At 49.2% G+C, this 19,870-nt stretch carries 19 protein-coding genes; 2 read left to right on the plus strand and 17 right to left on the minus strand.

Annotation, left to right across the window (positions count from 1 at the left end):
• Positions 1 to 41: 41 nt before the first annotated feature.
• Positions 42 to 1,373 carry a PhoH family protein gene (locus BBD42_RS28595; RefSeq protein WP_046230396.1) on the minus strand — a complete coding sequence of 444 codons (1,332 nt, stop codon included), beginning with the start codon at positions 1,371 to 1,373 and terminating at the stop codon, positions 42 to 44.
• A gap of 115 nt (positions 1,374 to 1,488) precedes the next feature.
• On the opposite strand from BBD42_RS28595, the gene BBD42_RS28600 reads away from it, so the two are divergent.
• Complete coding sequence (locus BBD42_RS28600; protein WP_099520918.1) at positions 1,489 to 2,112, plus strand: YhcN/YlaJ family sporulation lipoprotein; 624 nt, start codon at positions 1,489 to 1,491, stop codon at positions 2,110 to 2,112.
• Between the two features lie 3 nt (positions 2,113 to 2,115).
• Here BBD42_RS28600 and BBD42_RS28605 read toward each other — a convergent pair whose 3' ends face one another.
• The 13 genes from BBD42_RS28605 to BBD42_RS28665 form a co-directional block, all read right to left on the minus strand.
• A complete protein-coding gene (locus BBD42_RS28605; RefSeq protein ID WP_099520919.1) occupies positions 2,116 to 2,325 on the minus strand; it encodes a hypothetical protein in 210 nt (69 codons plus the stop codon).
• Between the two features lie 81 nt (positions 2,326 to 2,406).
• On the minus strand, positions 2,407 to 3,465 hold the full coding sequence (locus tag BBD42_RS28610; RefSeq protein WP_099520920.1) for an LCP family protein: 1,059 nt from the start codon (positions 3,463 to 3,465) through the stop codon (positions 2,407 to 2,409).
• Positions 3,466 to 3,595: 130 nt separating this feature from the next.
• A complete protein-coding gene (locus tag BBD42_RS28615) occupies positions 3,596 to 3,919 on the minus strand; it encodes a YlaH-like family protein (RefSeq protein WP_056041674.1) in 324 nt (107 codons plus the stop codon).
• A 32-nt stretch (positions 3,920 to 3,951) separates the two neighbouring features.
• The gene (gene typA, locus BBD42_RS28620; RefSeq protein ID WP_099520921.1) at positions 3,952 to 5,793 is read right to left on the minus strand and encodes a translational GTPase TypA; all 1,842 of its coding nucleotides are present in this window, start codon (positions 5,791 to 5,793) and stop codon (positions 3,952 to 3,954) included.
• 58 nt (positions 5,794 to 5,851) lie between these two features.
• Positions 5,852 to 6,334, minus strand: coding sequence for a hypothetical protein (locus BBD42_RS28625; RefSeq protein WP_099520922.1), 483 nt, complete (start codon positions 6,332 to 6,334; stop codon positions 5,852 to 5,854).
• A gap of 202 nt (positions 6,335 to 6,536) precedes the next feature.
• Complete coding sequence (locus tag BBD42_RS28630; RefSeq protein WP_099520923.1) at positions 6,537 to 7,214, minus strand: TerC family protein; 678 nt, start codon at positions 7,212 to 7,214, stop codon at positions 6,537 to 6,539.
• A 179-nt stretch (positions 7,215 to 7,393) separates the two neighbouring features.
• On the minus strand, positions 7,394 to 8,623 hold the full coding sequence (gene thiI, locus BBD42_RS28635) for a tRNA uracil 4-sulfurtransferase ThiI (RefSeq protein ID WP_099520924.1): 1,230 nt from the start codon (positions 8,621 to 8,623) through the stop codon (positions 7,394 to 7,396).
• A 1-nt stretch (position 8,624) separates the two neighbouring features.
• Entirely contained in the window at positions 8,625 to 9,779 is a 1,155-nt protein-coding gene (locus BBD42_RS28640) for a cysteine desulfurase family protein (protein ID WP_099520925.1), read from the minus strand.
• A gap of 189 nt (positions 9,780 to 9,968) precedes the next feature.
• A complete protein-coding gene (locus BBD42_RS28645) occupies positions 9,969 to 10,643 on the minus strand; it encodes a lytic transglycosylase domain-containing protein (RefSeq protein WP_056041684.1) in 675 nt (224 codons plus the stop codon).
• Positions 10,644 to 10,877: 234 nt separating this feature from the next.
• Positions 10,878 to 11,477 (minus strand): nitroreductase family protein, encoded by a 600-nt coding sequence (locus BBD42_RS28650; RefSeq protein ID WP_099520926.1) that lies wholly within the window; start codon positions 11,475 to 11,477, stop codon positions 10,878 to 10,880.
• A 197-nt stretch (positions 11,478 to 11,674) separates the two neighbouring features.
• Positions 11,675 to 13,300: a DUF2339 domain-containing protein gene (locus BBD42_RS28655; protein ID WP_099520927.1), complete on the minus strand. Its 1,626-nt coding sequence runs from the start codon at positions 13,298 to 13,300 to the stop codon at positions 11,675 to 11,677.
• A gap of 85 nt (positions 13,301 to 13,385) precedes the next feature.
• A complete protein-coding gene (locus tag BBD42_RS28660) occupies positions 13,386 to 14,078 on the minus strand; it encodes a response regulator transcription factor (protein WP_099520928.1) in 693 nt (230 codons plus the stop codon).
• A gap of 86 nt (positions 14,079 to 14,164) precedes the next feature.
• On the minus strand, positions 14,165 to 15,574 hold the full coding sequence (locus tag BBD42_RS28665) for a sensor histidine kinase (protein WP_099520929.1): 1,410 nt from the start codon (positions 15,572 to 15,574) through the stop codon (positions 14,165 to 14,167).
• A 291-nt stretch (positions 15,575 to 15,865) separates the two neighbouring features.
• Here BBD42_RS28665 and BBD42_RS28670 point away from each other — a divergent pair, with 291 nt between their 5' ends.
• Positions 15,866 to 16,234: a DUF6713 family protein gene (locus BBD42_RS28670; RefSeq protein ID WP_099520930.1), complete on the plus strand. Its 369-nt coding sequence runs from the start codon at positions 15,866 to 15,868 to the stop codon at positions 16,232 to 16,234.
• A gap of 918 nt (positions 16,235 to 17,152) precedes the next feature.
• Here BBD42_RS28670 and BBD42_RS28675 read toward each other — a convergent pair.
• The 3 genes from BBD42_RS28675 to BBD42_RS28685 form a co-directional block, all read right to left on the minus strand.
• Positions 17,153 to 18,322 carry a sn-glycerol-1-phosphate dehydrogenase gene (locus BBD42_RS28675; RefSeq protein WP_099520931.1) on the minus strand — a complete coding sequence of 390 codons (1,170 nt, stop codon included), beginning with the start codon at positions 18,320 to 18,322 and terminating at the stop codon, positions 17,153 to 17,155.
• A gap of 102 nt (positions 18,323 to 18,424) precedes the next feature.
• Positions 18,425 to 19,168, minus strand: coding sequence for a hypothetical protein (locus BBD42_RS28680; RefSeq protein WP_099520932.1), 744 nt, complete (start codon positions 19,166 to 19,168; stop codon positions 18,425 to 18,427).
• The gene (locus BBD42_RS28685; RefSeq protein WP_099520933.1) at positions 19,165 to 19,863 is read right to left on the minus strand and encodes an ABC transporter ATP-binding protein; all 699 of its coding nucleotides are present in this window, start codon (positions 19,861 to 19,863) and stop codon (positions 19,165 to 19,167) included. Before BBD42_RS28685 ends, BBD42_RS28680 begins: the two co-directional genes overlap by 4 nt.
• Positions 19,864 to 19,870: the final 7 nt, after the last annotated feature.

Raw genomic sequence — 19,870 nt, forward strand, 5'->3', positions numbered from 1 at the left:
CTTGAGAGCTAGACCTAAGAAATAAGCCCGAGAGGCAGAGCTTAAAGCAAATCCGCTGCCAGTTGGGCCAGCTTGGAGCGTTCGCCCTTCTCCAGCGTCATATGGCCGCTAATGCCTTCGTTTTTGAAATGCTCCACAATATGCGTTAAGCCATTGCTGGTCGCATCCAAATACGGATGGTCAATTTGCTCTGGGTCGCCCATAAGGACGATTTTACTGCCTTCGCCTACACGCGATACAATTGTCTTCACCTCATGCTTGGTCAAGTTCTGAGCCTCATCAATAATGATAAATTGGCCCGGAATAGAGCGCCCACGAATGTAGGTCAGCGCTTCTACTTGAATGCTGCCAAGACCCATCAATATTTTCTCAATATCTCCGGATTTTTTCGTATCGAATAAATATTCCAGATTGTCGTAGATCGGCTGCATCCAAGGCCGCAGCTTCTCCTCCTTCTCCCCTGGCAAATACCCGATATCTTTGCCCATTGGAACGACCGGACGGGCAATTAACAGTTTTTTGTATTTATGCTCATCTTCTACCTTGAGCAGGCCCGAAGCCAGAGCAAGCAATGTTTTGCCTGTGCCAGCTTTACCCGTTAAGGTGACAAGCGGAATTTCATCGTTAAGCAGCAATTCCAGCGCCATGCGCTGCTGCGCGTTGCGGGCCGTAATGCCCCATACCGGATCATTGCTGAGGAACAGCGGCTCCAGCTTAACCCCATCCTGCGACACTTTGAGCAGCGCGGACTTGGAGGTGCCCATTTCATCTCGCAAAATAACGAATTCATTCGGATTCAGCCTGCTGCCAAGCTGCAAATTTTTCACCGTCAAAAACCGGTACGAATAAAACTCGTCGATAATCGAAGGATGAACGAACAACGTCACATACCCGGCGTATACGTCAGAAGGGGCTACAATGCGGTCAGACATATAATCTTCTGCCATCAGGCCGAGCACATCGGCTTTAATGCGAACGAGTACATCCTTGCTCACCAGCACGACAGAGCTTATTTCCTGACGATCCAATTGCTCCAAGTGATAGTTCAGTGCAACCGCCAATATTCGGTTGTCATTAGACATCTCGCCAAACATTTCCTGCACCCGCACGAAGCTGCGGTGATTTAATTCTACCTTGAGAACGCCGCCGCCAGGCAGCGGAATACCTTCGTGAAGCCGTCCTTGCTCACGCATTTTATCGAGCGTACGCGAGATAGAGCGGGCGTTGCGGCCAAGCTCGTCTGCCAATCTTTTCTTGGAGTCAATCTCTTCCAATACCACCGCGGGAATGATTACTTCATTATCGCCAAAGGCGAAGATCGCTTGCGGATCATGAAGCAGTACATTTGTATCGAGCACGAATATTTTTTTCATGAAAAACCCTCCCGGCGTGGACATTCAATTGAAAGGCCTATACATAGCCATACTATACTGCGGGTACACTAGGTTCTGAATAACGATCTGCAACAAGAAAGACGAGGTGGCTCACGTGTATAAACGGTTATTGGTTTTGATCGCAATCGCTGTTATTGCGGCTGGTTGCAGCACCGTCAAGCGAAACGAAATGGCATCACCCTCTCCACAGAAAAATCATGCGAATGGCGCTGTAAGGGCGCAGCAGCTTGCGGAAAAATCCGTTAAACCATTGAAATCGAATAAGGAAGTTGCTGATCATCTTGAAAAGCTTGCAAAAGGCGTCCGCGGCGTAAGCAACGCGCATTGCGTCGTCCTCGGTAAAACAGCCGTTGTCGGCATTGATGTCGACAGCAAGCTGGATCGCGCTCGAGTCGGTACGATTAAATATTCCGTGGCCGAAGCTTTCCATAAAGATCCTTACGGAATGGACGCTGTCGTGACAGCCGATATGGACGTCTCACAGCGCCTGAAGGAAATGGGAGCCGATATTCGGCGCGGAAAGCCGATCAAGGGCTTCGCTGAAGAAATGGCTGATATTATCGGCCGTATCGTGCCGCAAATCCCACGCAATGTGACGCCTCATCAGCCGGAGCTGCCACAGACGCAATCGCACACCCAGTCTCGCATGCAGGAGCAGGAGCATCAGCTCCATGAGAAGCAAATCCAAAAACACGCAACGCATGTGGACAAGCATTAACCGCTAGCGCAAACGCACAGAAAGCCTGACGACCCTATGATCGTCAGGCTTTCTTATAGGCGTACATACTTGTTCACGAGAAGTACAGATAACCGAAATGACGTTTGGACAAGCTTCTGCCGTCATAGCCACACCAGCAAAACCACGTTTAAAACGAGGCATGCAATCAGCTTCGATGAGTTGCTCGAAATTGGCGGCTAAGAATACGGTCATCAGCATGACCTCCTTCTAACAGGAATAGCATTCGGTATCCTTAGCTCCTATTATAGCCATTATTGAATCCAGCGTCTATGGTTATTCAGCCATTTTTGCCTGAAGTACCGCACGCGCCTCCTCAAGCGATGTGGAATCAACATATACATATGGGCTCTTCCACGTTCCGTTTAACGCTTGGAACGTAATATCGGAGCTGCCCATACCCAAATATGTACTGAGCATATTTTTAATTTCAGACGGAGGCATATCGAGCGTCAAATTGCTGCCGACTGCGCCGATGACCTTATCGTATTTCGTAACGCCCTCAAACGATTTCATTTTATCAAAAATCGCCCCAATGACTTCCATTTCCCGACGATTGCGGTCGAAGTCGCTGGATTCGGCTGTTCCCTGATTCGATTTGCGATAGCGCACATAATCGAGGGCATTTTTCCCATCCAGCACCTGCTGGCCCTTGCTCAAATTAATGTTAGTGCCATCGGCTGTATCCCGGTAACGCATGTCCATCTCTACATTCACCTCAACGCCATCAAGCGCATCAACAACATCGGTGAAGCCTTTAAAGTTAATAATACCGGTATACTTCAAATCAACGCCAAAATATTTGGACAGCATTTCGCGAATTTCCTTTTTTGCTTCCTTCTCTGCCGTTTCTTTGTCCATATTTTTCTCAGAACGGGCATTGTTGAAAAAAGTGCTGTAATTCGCATTCGCCTTCCGCTCGCGATAACCATCTACCTGCAGCACCGAATCCCGTGGAATCGAGATGACGGAGGCTGATTTTGTATTTGGATTAAAAATAGCGACCAGCATCACGTCGGTATTTAAACCGCCGCCTTTTTCACGCGAGTCAATACCAAGCAGCACCATGCCTGTAGGCTTTTTCTTAACAGATTCTTCTTCCGGCACGACAATATTGTTCGCCGTTCCAATCGTATCAACCGCATTGGTAGCCACGTAAGCGAGATAACCGACATATAGCATAATTAAAATAAGAACGGAAAGCACAGCAAACATAATTTTAATCCAAACGCTGCCTTTTTTCTTTTTCTTCTTAGGCTTTGGAGCTGTTTTCTTGGCCCCGCCCGGCCTGCTTGCAGCCGTTCTAGGGGGTAATCCTTTAGAGCCTTCGCTCATAGCAACCACCTTCAAATCCTTTGGATTTCGTTTCTGTCCTCATTTACGCAAAGAAGCAGCGATACCCACGAATTCTCGCGGATATCGCTGCTGCAGAAGGCAGATCCGATCTTAAGAACACGCTAACGTCTCATATGCCGTTACTTCCGGAGTCTGATTCCTTTACAGCGTGCTTGCCTGCCCGTTTACTTTGCAGCTTGTCATACAGCTGGCGACCGCGAAGCATAAGCATCATTAATACAGCAATTCCCATACATTGAATAATCGGCAGCGAATCCACCTGTAAAATCCAAAGTACGAAAGAACCGAATACGATCAAAATGTAAACCAGTACTTCCTTTAGAATTGGCAGCTTCGCATTATTCGCCCGAAACACGGTATTGAAAATATAGATCGTGAATCCTAAAATGAGCAAATAAGAAACGACCCAATGATCACTAAACCATTGCTGCATGCCGTTAAACCTCCAATCAGGCGGCTAGCGCCTTAAACGCCAGCTTGTGATGTTTTGCGTTGTTTTTCTGCACGCTCGCGCTCGCTTTTGTTCAAGATCTTTTTGCGAAGGCGAATCGTCTTCGGCGTAATTTCGCAATATTCGTCATCGTTCAAATACTCAAGCGCGCTCTCCAGGGAGAACAGACGAGGTGTTTTAAGCTTAACCGTATCATCTTTACCAGCGGAACGAATATTCGTCAATTGCTTTTCTTTACAAATGTTAACGACGATGTCGTTGTCACGCGTATGCTCGCCAACGATCATGCCTTCGTAAATTTCTGTACCTGGCTCCAGGAACTGAATACCACGATCCTCCACGCCCATCATGCCGTAGAAAGTCGTTACGCCGTTCTCAGTAGCGACCAGCACGCCTTGGTGACGTCCACCAACGCCAGCACCAGCAAGCGGACCATAGCTGTCAAACGCATGGTTCATAATGCCGTAGCCGCGTGTAAGCGTAAGGAAAGAAGTACGGTAGCCGATCAAGCCGCGAGCTGGGATAATGAACTCCAAGCGAACTTGGCCTGTGCCGTTGTTCACCATGTTGACCATTTCAGCTTTACGGGAGCCAAGGCTCTCCATAACCGCGCCCATGCTTTCTTCCGGCACGTCAATGATCAGACCCTCGTAAGGCTCTTGCTTCACGCCGTCAATTTCCTTAACGATTACTTCCGGTTTCGATACTTGCAGCTCAAAGCCTTCACGACGCATGTTCTCAATCAGAATCGTCAAGTGAAGCTCACCGCGTCCCGATACGATAAAAGCATCCGGGCTATCGGTTTCATCTACGCGCAAAGCAACATCCGTCTCAAGCTCTTTGAACAGACGCTCACGGAGTTTACGGGAAGTAACCCATTTGCCTTCGCGGCCAGCAAAAGGACTGTTGTTGACAAGGAACGTCATTTGCAGCGTCGGCTCGTCAATTTTCAGAACCGGCAATGCTTCCGGATTTGCTGGATCAGCAATCGTCTCGCCGATGTTAATATCTTTAATACCTGCAATCGCTACAATGTCGCCAGCGCCTGCTTCTTCGATTTCAATCCGTTTCAGACCTTGGAAGCCGAACAGCTTCTCGATTCTAGCCTGCTTCTTGCCGCCATCACGCGTCATAACGGCAACGGTTTGTCCTTGGCGAACGATACCACGGTTTACACGGCCAACCGCAATACGACCCAAGTATTCATTATAGTCAAGCAGCGTCACCAAATATTGCAGCGGCTCCTCTACATTTTCTGTTGGCGAAGGAATATGGTTGATGATCGTTTCATACATCGCTTCCATGTTCTCATCTTGTTTGTCAGGGTCAAGGCTGGAAGTACCCATCAATGCGGAAGCATAAACGACATTAAACTCCAGTTGCTCATCACTTGCACCCAGCTCGATGAACAGGTCAAGCACCTCATCCACAACTTCTGATGGACGAGCATTAGGACGGTCAATTTTGTTCAATACTACGATTGGCTTCAGGTTCGATTCCAATGCTTTGCGCAATACGAATTTCGTTTGCGGCATGCAGCCTTCGAAAGCATCAACGACGAGCAATACGCCGTCAACCATTTTCATAATACGTTCAACCTCGCCGCCAAAGTCAGCATGTCCTGGTGTATCAACGATGTTGATCAAATAATCCTTGTACGTAATCGCAGTGTTTTTCGCCAAAATGGTAATGCCGCGCTCACGCTCTAGATCGTTGGAATCCATCGCACGCTCCTGAACCGCTTCGTTCTCACGGAAAGTTCCTGATTGCTGAAGCAGTTTGTCAACCAATGTTGTTTTGCCGTGGTCAACGTGCGCGATAATCGCGATGTTCCGAATGTTCTCTCTTGCTTGCATAACTAATAATCCACTCCATTTGTCTAATTTTGTATAATCCTAACCGATTGCTTGCCGTCTACCAGCGGGATCGTTTCCCCATCATCATCCATGCTCCGGCCGCAATCAGGATAATAGCAATCGCATATATCCCCCAGCTCCAAACGAGCGCCAAAATCAGCAGTACAGCCGATGTAACAGCGAGAATGGCGGAGGCGTTAAAAAAAACGCGTTCGCGGGATGCGCCGAACAAGTGGTACTCGTACAGCCCAACCGCTACACCCGTTATAAACAGCGGCCAAACATATTTGAGCGTATCCCATCCGAACATGATACAAAGCACGAACAAAATCGAATAAACGATCAGCATGCCTCCTGGAATAAGCACAACTGCCGGAAACAACCTGCCGAAATACAGCACATGCAGCAGAATTCCCGGAATAAGAACGAGAAGCGGCCAAAAATTGGATCCCAAAAAGCTGAACACACCCAGTTTGCCAAGCAATATTACGATACCAGCCAGCAGCACAATAATTCCAGCGGAATATTTGTTGTTAGGCATCCGCGCTTCCGCTCCTTACAACGCCTTACGCATATCCTGACGAAAGACGACAGTTTTTATCTTTACTAGTTTAAAGGAAGTGAAGTAAAAATACCAGTGCAACAAGTGCAACATGAAAAAAAAATTAGCAAACCGCTTCTATTAGCCGCTCGAAGCCTGATTCTAGCACGCTTCATTGCTGCCTATCGACAGGGATGGAAGCTTAGGCCAGCGCCGATCGGCGCATCAGGATGCCGATAATAATGACGAACGGGATGCTGAGCAGCGGAATCGCTTCAATTGCGGTTGCTGAACTGCTGAACAGCAGACGATGCATGCCCGGGTCATGGACAAGCATGCCGCCCGCCGCAAAGCCGAGCAAGCCCGCTCCAATATATATAAGTGAAGGGAATTTTTGCAACAGCTTCGTCAGGATTTGGCTGCCCCAAATAATCATCGGAATGCTTAGTGCAATGCCGAGCAGCAGCAGCAGCGTCTGCCCTTTGGCCACAGCGGCTATCGCCAGCACATTATCCAGGCTCATTACAAAATCAGCCGTCACAATCGTCCATATCGCAGCAGGCAGCGATGTTGCCCGCTTCACCTTATGAGAGGCCGCGCCTCCTCCGCCGGACTCGCCCGCATCGGCCAGCAATTTGACAGCAATATAAAACAGCAGCACGGCGCCAATCGCCTGCAAGAACGGCGTCTGAAGCAAGGAAATTGCCGCCAGCGTCAGCACGCAGCGCAGGACAACAGCAGCCGTTGTCCCCCACCAGATCGCCCGTTTGCGCTGATGCTCCGGCAGATGCTTGCTCGCCATTGCGATTACAATAGCATTATCGCCGCTTAGCAGAAGATTAATCAGAATGATTTGTATAAATATGAAAAAGCTGTCCATAGTACTCGCCCCCTATACTACCACCTGTATGTCCAAGCTGGGGCGAATATGCCGGAAAGGATAGTGCAGGGTACTGCCCTCTCTTCACTTTTACGAAAAAAAAAGGCCGCCCACCATTTCACATGGCAAGTCGGCCTATGTCTTAAAGCGGCTTACAGCAAGCCGTTAATCGTTGCTTTTTAGAACCAGCGGTCTTCACCGGCACTTGCTTCCGGCTCAGGATCTTCCGGCGTCAGCAGCAGCACCTCTGTTTGCTGAACGGCCTCATCCAACAGCTGCTCCAGATTTTTTTGCTGATTCAGGTAGCCTTCCACCTTTTCTACAAACCGCAAATTCGGTTTAATGCTTGGGGATTTCGGCAAAAACAGCGTACAGCAATCCTCATATGGCAAAATCGACGTCGCAAACGTGCCCAAACGCTCCGCTTCATTAATAATTTCCTGTTTATCCATCATAACAAGCGGCTTCAGCAGCGGCAGCACAGTCGCACGTCCAATGACATCCATGCTGACGAGCGTTTGGCTCGCTACCTGGCCCAGGCTTTCGCCCGTCACGATTCCATGAGCTCCGTTCTTCTCGGCAAGGCTCTCCGTAATGCGAAGCATCGCCCGGCGCATCAGCGTAATAATAAGCGGGTCCTGTCCCGACTGGGCAAGCGTCGTCTGAACTTCCGTAAAAGGCACCAGATGCAGCCTCAGCGGAGCGCCGCTGTAATAGGATAACCTTCTCGCAAGCTCGATCACTTTCTCCTTCGCCTTCTCGCTCGTAAACGGGTAGCTGTGGAAATGGACCGCTTCCAGCTCCAGCCCTTTGCGCATCGCCATCCATCCCGCTACTGGACTGTCAATGCCGCCAGACAACAGCAGCATCGCCTTGCCATTCGTGCCGAACGGGAAGCCGCCGGGGCCGTCAACAACCTCGTTGAAAATATAAGCCGCTTCCTCCTGAATATCGACCTTCAGCTCCACCTCGGGCCTTCGCACATCAACCTTTAAGTTGTCCATCGCACGCAGGACGTGGGCCCCAACCAAATGATTCATCTCCTGCGACGTATGCGGGAACTTCTTCCATGCGCGCTTTGCGCTCACTTTAAAGGTAGCGGGCTCCTGCGGGATCGCCTTCATTAGCGCAAGCGCTGCCGCCCGAATTTCCTCCAGCTCCGGTTGAACGCTTACGACGGGACTAAAGGTAGAAATACCGAAAACGTCCTTGACCTTCTCAGCGATAAGCGAGTAATTTTCCCCATTCAAATTAATATAAAGCCGACCGAACATTTTTGAATACGTCAGCGCGGAAAAATCCTTCAATCGCAACTGAAGCTGCTGGAGCATCCGCTTCTCAAACATTCCGCGATTGCGTCCCTTCATTGCCAGATCACCGTAGCGAATAATAATTTTATCATACATCACTTTACCTTGCGCTCCTTTCAAGCGGCTTAAGCTTGCTTATTGTAAGGCGCAGCATTTCGCACAGCTGCAAAATATGCTGCTCCGTATGCTCGTCGCCCAGACTAATTCTCACGCCGCTGGCTGCCCGTTCCTGCCCCAGTCCCATTGCAAGCAGCACCCGGCTTGGCTTATTGTCGCGCGAGGAGCAAGCCGACTTCGTAGAAGCGATAATGCCATGCTGCTCCAGCATATGAACGACAACCTCCGGCTTCATGCCTGGATAGGAAAAATGGACAATATGCGGCGCCATGCTTTCCGGCGCCCCGCCATTCAATACCAGCTCCGGCGCAGCCTCAATGAAATCCGTCAATTGCTGGCGCAGGCGATACATCCGCTCGCGCCGCTCCGGTGCCGACTGCATCGCCATGCGCAGCGCCTTGGCCGATGCCACGATGCCGGGCACATTTTGCGTTCCTGCCCGCATGCCATGCTCCTGCGAGCCGCCGGTAAGCAGCGGCGTCAAGGTTACGCCCTCTCGGACGTACAAATAGCCGATCCCTTTAGGCCCGCGCAGCTTATGCGCAGAGCCGCTAAGCAGATCAATGCCCCAGCCTTGCACATCAATCGGCAGCTTGCCGATGCTTTGCACGGCGTCCACATGCAGCAGCGTGCGCGGGTACCCTTGAAGCAGCTTGCCAATATCTGCGAGCGGCTGCACGCTGCCAACTTCATTATTCACATGCATAATGCTGACGAGAATGGTGTCGTCCCGCAAAGCCAATCGCAGCGCTTCCAGCACTACCTGCCCCTTCTCGTCAACGGGCAAATAAGTAACCTCGTAGCCTTCCTGCTCGAGCTGCTTAAACGTATCGTAGACGGAGGCATGCTCCATTTGGGTCGTAATCAGATGCTTTCCCCGGCTTTGGTACTGCTTTGCCGCTCCTTTAATCGCGAGATTGTTGCTCTCCGTGCCGCCAGAGGTGAACAGCCACTCCTCAGCCTTCACAGCGAACAGCTCGCCAAGCAGCGAACGCGAGCGGGAAATGAGCTTATCTGCATCTGCGCCGGCATGGTGAATCGATGATGGATTCGCATAATGCGCCTTCATCACCTCAGCCAGCGTATCAATAACCTCCTCGTAAGGCGGCGAAGATGCGCAATGATCGAAATATAACATGAGCCAAACGTTCCTTTCCTACTAGAAAAAATAAAAAGATCAGCGACGGCAAGCTTAGTTGCCATTCGTGATCTAAAAGAAGTGCTTTTACAGCCTGCGACGGAATAAAGTACCGCTAATTTGTTGACAAAACTCCCAAAACCGTGGAGATGTTGCCAACAAAAGCGGTTCTAATTTCCTCGCAGTTCCTTAATAACGCGCTGCTTGTACTTTCACAATATAGCGCTGCGTTTCCTCAGGAAGCTTGTCCAAATTCGCCATCAGCTCGCTGTCTGTCGTAATACCGAGGCGGTCGATACGGCCCGGACCGGCATTGTACGCGGCTAGAGCTACTTGCTCATTGCCATTGTACTTGCGAAGCAGAAAGGATAAATAACGGGTTCCGCCATCGATATTTTGCTGCGGATTTAACGAATCTGTCACGCCAAGGCCGCGTGCCGTGCCGTCCATCAGCTGCATGAGCCCTTTGGCTCCTGCGCCGGAAACGACATCTGGCTGGAAGCCGGACTCTGTGCGAATGACGCCGCGGATCAAGGCGGGATCTACGCCATATTGGGCTGCAGCCTGGGCAATCATCGCATCATAGTCGGTGGAGCCAGCTGCAAACGTCTCGCCCTCAGCCTGATAAGCGTTATTCAAGCTGGCAAGCTGCGCCAGCGCCTCGGACGCTTGAGCGGATACATCCGTGCCTTCACTTGAGCCGTTCGAAGCTTCATGCATATATTGGGACAGCAGCATGTCGAACAACGAAGTTACACTTTTGTCCTTATTCGTGCCTAGCGGGTTCGCTACTGTCTTAAAGTCAAGATTAGGAGCAAGCTGCGTCTTGATCATTTGCTTCATAATGCGCGGATCGATACTCATAATTTCCTCCTTGAACCAAATCGCTTGGCTCTGCTGGTCTAAAAAAGCTCTATAATGATGTATCGGTTTTTATTGTACATGTTTTTACCCCTATTCGCCAGCAAATCGTAAAATACGGAAGTTTATTCGGTTCGAGGAGTAAAAAACAACACAAAAAAACAACCTCCGAAGCTGCTTCGAAGGTTGGTCGGTTCTATTTAAACGATTTATTGCTTATCCGTACTATATTAAAGCTTATTTGAATACTTTAACGCGTTCTTCAAGCGGCTGGAATGTTTTTTCGCCTGGCTCTGCTGTCGGCTTGCCGAAAGGCATTTGGGCAATCAGGCCCCATGATTCTGGCAGGCCAAATGTCGCTTTTACTTTTTCGTCGATAAGCGGGTTGTAATGCTGCAGGGAAGCGCCGAAGCCTGCCTCTTCCAGCAGATTCCATACTACAAATTGCAGCATGCCCGAGGATTGGTGCGACCAAAGCGGGAAGTTGTCGGCATACGAAGGGAATTGCTGCTGCAAGCCTGCAACCACATTGTGATCCTCGAAGAACAAAATCGTGCCGTAGCCATTATTGAAAGAAGCAATTCTGCCTTCTGTCGAAGCGAATTGATCAGCAGGAACGATTGCGCGAAGTGCTTCGAGCACAATGCTCCACAATTTATCATGATTTTCGCCGAGCAGGACAACTGCTCTAGCACTTTGAGAGTTAAAGGATGAAGGTGAATGCTTAACGGCTTCGTTAACCAATTCTACGATTTTCTCATCAGAAACAACGGATTCTTTGCTAATTCCGTAGTAAGTACGTCTGGCTTGCACAGATTCCAAAAAGCTTTGTGACATAATCAAATACCTCCAGTTAAATGGTTTAGTTCAATGCTTGATTAGATGCACACCAAAGTAATATTAATTACTTTACGTAAGTAACAATAATATATTACTTCTCATTTTGTCAAGCTTTTCCGCTGGCTTTTTATCAAAATAAGCCTTTCGCACCGCTTTATTCATTCCCCAATTGTTCCTCTTTCATTAGCCGAAATTTACACCTTATCTTTCTTCATATCCGTATCTGTACCATGCTGCTCCCAAGACTGCTCGCCAAGCTCTCTCACTTTATTCCATTTGCCATTGATCCAAGCGATGAGGAAGGAGATTCCTCCGAGCAATAGCAGCACCAGCACCTTGTATAAGCTTTCCTGGCCGTTCAGGTCGAAGAAAATCGCTTTAATCGCCGTCAGTCCCAAAACCGAGAAACCGAACCAGCGGAACACCGATTGCCCGCGATTAACGCCCCACAATACGAGCAGCAAAGCATATACGCCCCATGAAGCCGACAGGCTGAGCTGCACATAGAAGCTTGGAAGATCGTAAAGATGCTCCTGAAACAACCGAATCATTTGGACGGTCAACAAGCCGCCAATGATTAGATGCGAGCACAACGCATACATATTCCCCATCACGCGATTGCCTGCATCGCCCAGTGACGCAAACTTCTGCCTCGTCGAATAATAGAAGCCCAATGCGGCGAGCGCCAGCCACGCCATTGCCCCCCAGTTCAGAAACGGAATGAAGACGCCGAACCATTCGCCGCGCGGTGTAAACCATGTAATGACGTACCAATAACATACCGTCGTAAACCATATAATGAGCGAGGCCAGATTCAAAGCTTGCCAGCGAAATCTTTTGCCCACTAAGACAAGCAGCGCGGCCACCGCCGACCATAGAAATACATTGAAGATCGGTTTGACCGCGAGACCGCTGCCGACCTGATTAAGCGCAAGCAGCATCAGCAGCACACCAGCAGAACCATACGTAGCCGAAGCCGGCTCCATGCGCTTCACATGATAGTGGATAAACCAGCTGGCAAGCAGCAGCACAAAGCCGATAAACGCCAGCGGATAAGCATAATGCAATTCACCATGAATGAGCAGCAGCGACCAGAAGCCAAAAATAACGCCATTGGACAGACCCGCATACATGTTCATCCCGTCAAAGCTTTGTTTATTGGCCCGCGAGGCAAGCAGGAAGCCGATCTGATAAAATAGGAATGCAGCAAGCGCGTAGCGCAGCGGCAAATTCCATACACCCTCCACCACGGGATCGAAGGTAAAAAAGTAGACGATATACATGATCCAGCTTCCGATAAACGATGTCAGTCTGAGCTCATTCCAGCTCTTCACCGTGCTGAGCCAGAAAAAAGCGGAATTGAGCACGAGCATATACAAAAATAAAGTAAATACTTGATCCGTTTCCGGACGCATCAGCAGCGGCGACAGCAGGCCGCCCGTCAAAGCAATGTTTATGAGCAGACGCGATTCAAAGCGGTAAGCATAAACCGTAAGCGCCGCAGTAACAGCCGTCATGCCCAGCAGCACCGTCATCGAGTCCCACATTTCATAATAGACACCGGCAAAAGCGGCCGTCGTATATAGCAGGCAGGCGCCTAGTCCGATTAAAAGCTCGCCGACGAGCGGCCATTTTTCCCGCTTAATCAGCGAAAACCCTGCTGCGGCAAAGCCTGCACCGCTCAGCAGTCCCAGCCCGATTTTCATCGCATTCGTTACCCAGCCCTGCTCCACCGTATATTTGAACAAAGTGATGAATGCTGACAGGACAAATAACACGCCGAGCAGCAAAGTCCATTGTTTGCGAATCCATATATTCATTGGTTGTACCTCCGTTTAGCTGCATTTTTATGACTTGGTCTTAGTTCTATTTTAGAAAAATAGGGCAAAAAAAATAGTACCAAATTTACGTGGTACCATTTCCATCCTTATTTTCTTTTTCTAATAGGCCAAGTGCTTTCACCTGCTGCGCAGCCTCTTTCGAACCGCCCAGCTGCAGCTTCTTGAGTATATGGTTAATGTGGTTTTTGACCGTTCGAATGGAAACGAACAGCTTATCGGCCATCTGCGACTGCGAATAGCCTTGATCGACAAGCTCCAGCAATTGCAGCTCCGCAGGCGTAATCAGATCGCGAACCTTCTTCACTTCAAAATCCCGTTCCAGCTGCTTCAGCCTGCGGAATTCCTCGCGCATCTGCTCCGCCGCCGCCGCGCTGATCGGGGACTGGCGCTTCGCCGCCGCCGCAATCGCCGCTGGCAGCGCTTCAAAGTCGGATTTGATCTGGTAATCGATCGCTCCCACCTGAAAAGCTTGCAAAATCAGCTCCTTCTCCTCCATCGACGTCAGCATAATGACCCTCGCGCCCGTCGACATCGCCGTCGCCTCCGCCAGCTCAATGCCCGCCGGCTCGTCACCGAGCATAATATCCATGAGTACAACATCTGGCGCTTGGCGCTCTCCAGCAAGCGCTTCCCGCACTTCCTGCGGATTATCCGAGGTAAATACGACTTCAATGTTCGGCTGGGCTGCCAAAAAAGCTTTCAGTCCGCGCAGCCAGTCCTTGTCGTCCTCTACGATCCACACTTGTATGTTATCCATCGGCATGTTCCCCTTCTCTCAGCCTTATCTCTCTTTATATCTCTGTCTCTTTCTATTTCTGTATCTATTTCTGTTTCTAATTCTCTTTATCCCTCTGCCGTTTTGTGCTCGTAATTCGGGCTTGCTCCCGCAGTATACTGCGCCTGAATCGCCTTTTTCTTGAATATCATCGATACGAGCGTGCCTGCTCCCAGCCTGCTCTGAATATGCAAAGAGCCGCCATGCTTGCGCATCACATGATACGCATACGGCAGTCCAAGCCCGAAGTTTGTACTGCCCCCGCGTTTGGTCGTATAAAAAGGCTCAAACGCTTTGGCTGTCTGCGTACGATCCATACCCGGCCCCGTATCGCGCACCTCGATCATTATATCCCGTTTCGTCTCTTTCATTATAAGGCTCAGCGTGCCTTTGCCGTCCATTGCTTCAATGGCGTTTGAGATTAAGTTGCCAAGTGCCTCGGTAACTTGCGCACGATCAATCATACAGCTCCAGCCCTCCGGCAGGCTGCTTGAGAAACGAACGCCTTCAGCGATCAGCTTATACGGCTCAAGCGTCATGAGCAGCAGCTCGCCAAGGTCTTCCCGCGTAGGCTTAAGCGCCAAATCCTCGGTGCCGTGATGGACACGGCCAATCATTTCCTGGATGTGCCGCGTCGTCCGCAGCACGGTCTCCGCATCGGCAAGCAGCTCCTCCTGGTTCGTGGATGCCGCGTATGCGCGCATCTTCTCGCCGAAGAGCCGCATTTTGCCGACATCATTTTTGATCGCATGGTTGAGAATAGCTGTACCCGATGTAACTGCCCGCAATGTCGAATCAAGGCGGCGACGGTCGATAAATACACGTACCCCAAGAAAGCCGTAGGTGAACAAGCCTATGACAAATACGAGTGCTCCTATGCCTACGAACCATGTATTGTACACCCACATCCGCAGGAAACCGAGGCTTGGCAATACATAATTCATCGTGGCGCTAAACAGCACCGGTGTCAGCACAGATGTGCATACGATCCAGTGGCGTCTCGCCTGGGCCAAATAGCCTGGATTTTTAAGTAAAATATTAACCGCTCCGACCGCTACATAAGGCATTGCCCACCAGACGACTACCGAAAATGTAATCGGATACGTTTCATTATAACCCGGTGTAAACAGCAGGCAGGCCGCAATCGGAATAAACAGCAGCAGCGGCAAAATACGCTCATAAGGCTGCAGTCGGTCGATAGGGCGATAAGCCAGCGCAAACAATAGGAAGGTGTATGGCAAACCGTAGTAGGACAGCAGCGAACAAAATGCTTGCAGCATATACAGCAGCTGATCTGCCGTTTCGTTCATATAATGCTGGCTCACATAAGGAATAATTCGCTCATCCAGCACGACCGACATCGCGCCGGCTCCGCCCGTAAAAGGTACCCCGCTGAGCCGCCTGCTCACAACCGAGCGTGGGTCGGACAGCATCAAAATAGAAGCGATTCCCCATAAGGCAATTAGGACAAATAGCACGCCGCAGCCCTCTTCTCTCTATATACTCTCTTTAATGCTCTGCTCTAACCATATAGCGGAGCGCGGAAAGCGTCAACCCTCTGAGAAAATATGTGCGGCGAATGGCATAGGACTGCCCGCCTATTCATGAGATTAGGAGTTCCGCTAATGATTGTACATACCTCAAAATGGTTATTTTGCAACGTTGTCGTCATTTATACGTATATGGAAGGCGGAATTTTTATTTTTTACATAAAATAAAGCTGTAGTATCTGGAATACCGTACTGTTATCAAATTGTAGGGGGCTGCCTATGCCGGATTTTTTACTTGTGCTATTTTTGTTCAATTTATGTTTATTTCTGTTGCACGAAATGGATGCGATCCGCCATTCTGAATGGAGATTGTTTATCTTTCTTAAGGATATGGAGGATTCGAAAGCCTATAAGGTGTTCACCTTTATCCATCTTCCGATGTATACGGTTATACTCGCTCTGCTTTTCAGCGATTATCAGACGGTTACGTTTTGGGTGCTGGATATATTTTTTATTATCCATGCCATTCTACATCTCTTTTTTGAAAAGCATCCCCGCAATGGCTTCAAAAACACGTTCTCCCGATCCTTTATTTATCCAATGGGAATGATTGCGGCGATTCATTTGTTGCTGATGGTTATGAAGTGAGCGGCGAATACGTCCGGCTAGGCTGGGACAGAAGGAATCGATTATGTCTCAGACGAAGCACATGGGAACTGTTTCCTTTTTCTAAGGACTGAGGTTCCGCTGTTTTAGCCTTTTATACGATTTCAGCCCGTAAGCGGACAGGAGAACCGCTATTGCCCTCATAATCGCGTCAAAATGGCGAGTGGCGGAGCATTAGCGGCTCCTGTGTCCGCCTAATTCTCAATTAACCGTTATCCGGTTAAATAGCGGTTTCTGTGTCCGCCAAGTTTCTAACACTCCATTATCGTTTGCATACTCTCCCTGGTATAACAAACCATGCAATAGCTCCAACGCCCCAACAAAGCGCCATCATTCGAAACCAGTGTGGCTTATTGCCCAAAATCCCCCCTCCAGCTAGCTATTAATTTAATAAGAAAGTGTCATCTATTTGAGATGCAAATTTCGGCTGCTAGTCGTGTTACAAAAACAAAAAAAAGCCTTATATTCCAAGGCTTCTTGCGTTCTTAAATATGGAACTGCACTTAGTTCGTAGACTCCCTACTCTTCAAAATAGTGCTCTTTTAAAGTACGGCCTCGGTCTGCCGCATCAACTTCTGCCTTCCCCTTGTTTCCTTCCACACACTCATATAGAGTTCCACAACAATTTCAAATGTTGGACTTTATCAAAGATTGGTTTCAATCCACGCACCCACACAGAGTACGAAGGCGAAAAATAGATAAATAAGTGCCATTACGGCATTCATTTATCTAAATCACACGAAAATAATATTATAACGTCAGCAGAAAATGATTAACTTTTAAAGAATTTACTCATTTTATGTATGATTCAACAAATTTCGAGGTGCGAATCTCCTAGGCTTCTTATGGGAGCTTCACATTCGCACCACGACCCAACTCTATTCTCTATCTATAAAAATATTACTTTCCCGCCCCTTCGTTATACGCTCTCAGCAGCGTGTAACGATTAGGCCGCACTAAATGCGCCTCACTCAAGCTGCGGGCCAGCAGCTCGTCGCTCACACCTAGCTCATCCGTGGTCGATGGCCCACCAACTTGCTTCAGCCAGCCGCGAATGGTGTCCTCATTCGGAATTTCTGCGATCAGCTGGCTGATGCGTTCCGCATGCTCTGTTCCGCTAATGGCAGGCACCTGCCCATCCGCCAAGCGATGATACAGCCCCGAAATTTCCGCACATGCGACGCCAACCTTCGCTCCATGCAGCAGCTGGCGGTTGCCGAGGCGAATATATTCCATTTCCCAGTAATGGGACAAATGATGCTCTGCGCCCGAAGCCGAATGGGATTGCCCGAACAGCAGCATCGCAAGGCCCGATTCGATCAAAGCGCTGATCAGCGCGCGAATGCCCTCTTCGCTGCGCGAGGCAATCAGCTCTACATTTTCCACACACTGCATTAAAGCATCACGCGTAATCGTCGCTACGATATCCGAATAAGCTTCCTCTCCCGCAAGCGAGCCGTAGGACCAATCGAACAGGGACGTATATTTGCCAAGCATATCGCCAAAGCCAGCGGCGACCATGGCGACAGGAGCCTGCGTCAGCACATCGAGATCGGCAAAAATCGCGTCTGGGCCAATCGCGGCGATCGTAATCTTTTCACCCCGAATAATAATCGGTGCTCCCTTGGAATTGAAGCCGTCTACGGACGGAGCGGTCGGCACGGATACAAACGGTATGCCCGCCGTATAAGCAGCATAACGCGTAATATCATGAAGCGTGCCAGAGCCAGCCGCTATGACTACTTCCGCAGCGTAATGCTGAATATCAAGCAGCAGCTGCACTATGGATACTTCGTCCGCAATGACGTCTCCCTGTTGGTTAGGCTTAATGAGCGTTGCCTTAACCGCAATATCTTGCGCAGCAATTGCCGCTTCCAATTGTTTTCCAGCTATTTCATATGTGATGCTGTCGGACACGATTAAAACGTTGCGATAGCCCTTTTGTACCAAATAAGGTGCGACCTGCTGAGTGGCTCCACGTTCAATAAGCAGCGGTTCAATTACGATGGACTGGACGGCGGAGGCGTCATAGCCTGCGGCAGCCAGCTTGAATTTTTCCATTAGCGTCATGAGTTCGTTGTCCCTTCTATCTTCAAAGTTATACACGAACATTGTCACGCGCTATTGGCAGGTTTGTCAACCTTTGGCTAGCAGGCTTCGCCGCACCTTCCTCTAAGCATCCAGCTTTTTGTTCAGCAAGTACAGCATAATGCTCACAAGAATAGCACCGATCGCGATTTCAAACGCCATAACGCCCCAGTTTCCAATCGAAATATCGCCTGTTGGAGACATAAAGAAAGACAAGCTTGAAGAGCTAGGCTCTGAGGCCATCGTGCCGAATAAATCATCGTTAAACAAAAATTTTTCCGCATAGCTAATGACAAATTGCATCAGAACGAACACCGCTATTGCCACCCATGGAAAAAGCTTTTTATTAAATAGATGCCCTACTGTTATCGAAAAATAGACCATCAGCATCAAAAATAGGAGCATCCAAAATATTAAAATAAAAAACAGGACGCCCGTCTCGAAATTAGGCGGACCCACTGCATCCAGCGAGGCGCTTGGAGACAGCCATTTAAACAGCCCGACATGAAGCAGCACGAGCCCACTCAGCGCAGCCGATAATACGAATTGCAGCAGAAGCGGCGAAGCGATTGTTTTCCACGTGGCCAGCGGCAATAAGCGGCGACCGTACGATTTGAGGTTGTGGGAGTACGTCTTTGAGGAAAATATGATCAACATGAGGGCAACGAATAAATAACCCATGAACATTAATGTAAGCGACAATGCAGGCTGCCAATTGCGAGCTGCACTAAAAAAGGAAAGTGCTCCCTCCAAAATAATAAGCGCAGCAGCCGAGCCCATAATTAAATTCGCATTGCGTTTCCAGTCATATTTCAATAAGTTTATCATTCTGAAAATACCTCCCTGAATAGTTCATCTACACTTTTGCCATGCTTGGAGCGTATGCTCTCCACATCCTGACGCAGTGAAACTTCACCGTTTTGAATAAAAATGACTTCATCGAAAACCCGTTCAATGTCGGTAATTAAATGCGTCGAGATAAGCACGCAGCTGTCTTCATTATAAAACTTAACGATGGCGTCCAAAATTTTGCCCCGCGCGACGGGATCAACACCGCCTATCGGCTCATCGAGCAAATAAAGCTTAGCTTGGCGCGACATCGCCAGCGTGAGCTGCAGCCGCTCATTCATCCCTTTGGATAAGGAACTAATGCGATCATTGCGATCCAGCTTCAAAAAATCGAGCATGCTTCCCGCTTTCTCCTGATCGAAGTCCTTATAAAAGTCACTGAAAAAACGAAGGGCATCCTTCACCCGCATCCACGACTCGGTTACCGGCTGATCCGGCATAAAGGACGTAACGGCCTTCGTCCCGATGCCAATCGGCTCTCCGCAAATTCGAACGCTTCCTGAGGTTGGCTGAATGAGTCCTGCCGCCAGCTTCATGAGTGTACTCTTGCCGCTGCCATTGCTGCCTAGCAGACCTATTATTTTGCCAGCTTCCAGGTTTAAATTAATATTATGCAGCGCTTTTCTCGATCCGTAAGTTTTCGTTACGCCTTGCAGTTCAACAATCTTCTTCATTCGTTTA

Origin of the sequence: Paenibacillus sp. BIHB 4019 (assembly GCF_002741035.1) — a bacterium.
Classification (GTDB): Bacteria; Bacillota; Bacilli; order Paenibacillales; family Paenibacillaceae; genus Pristimantibacillus.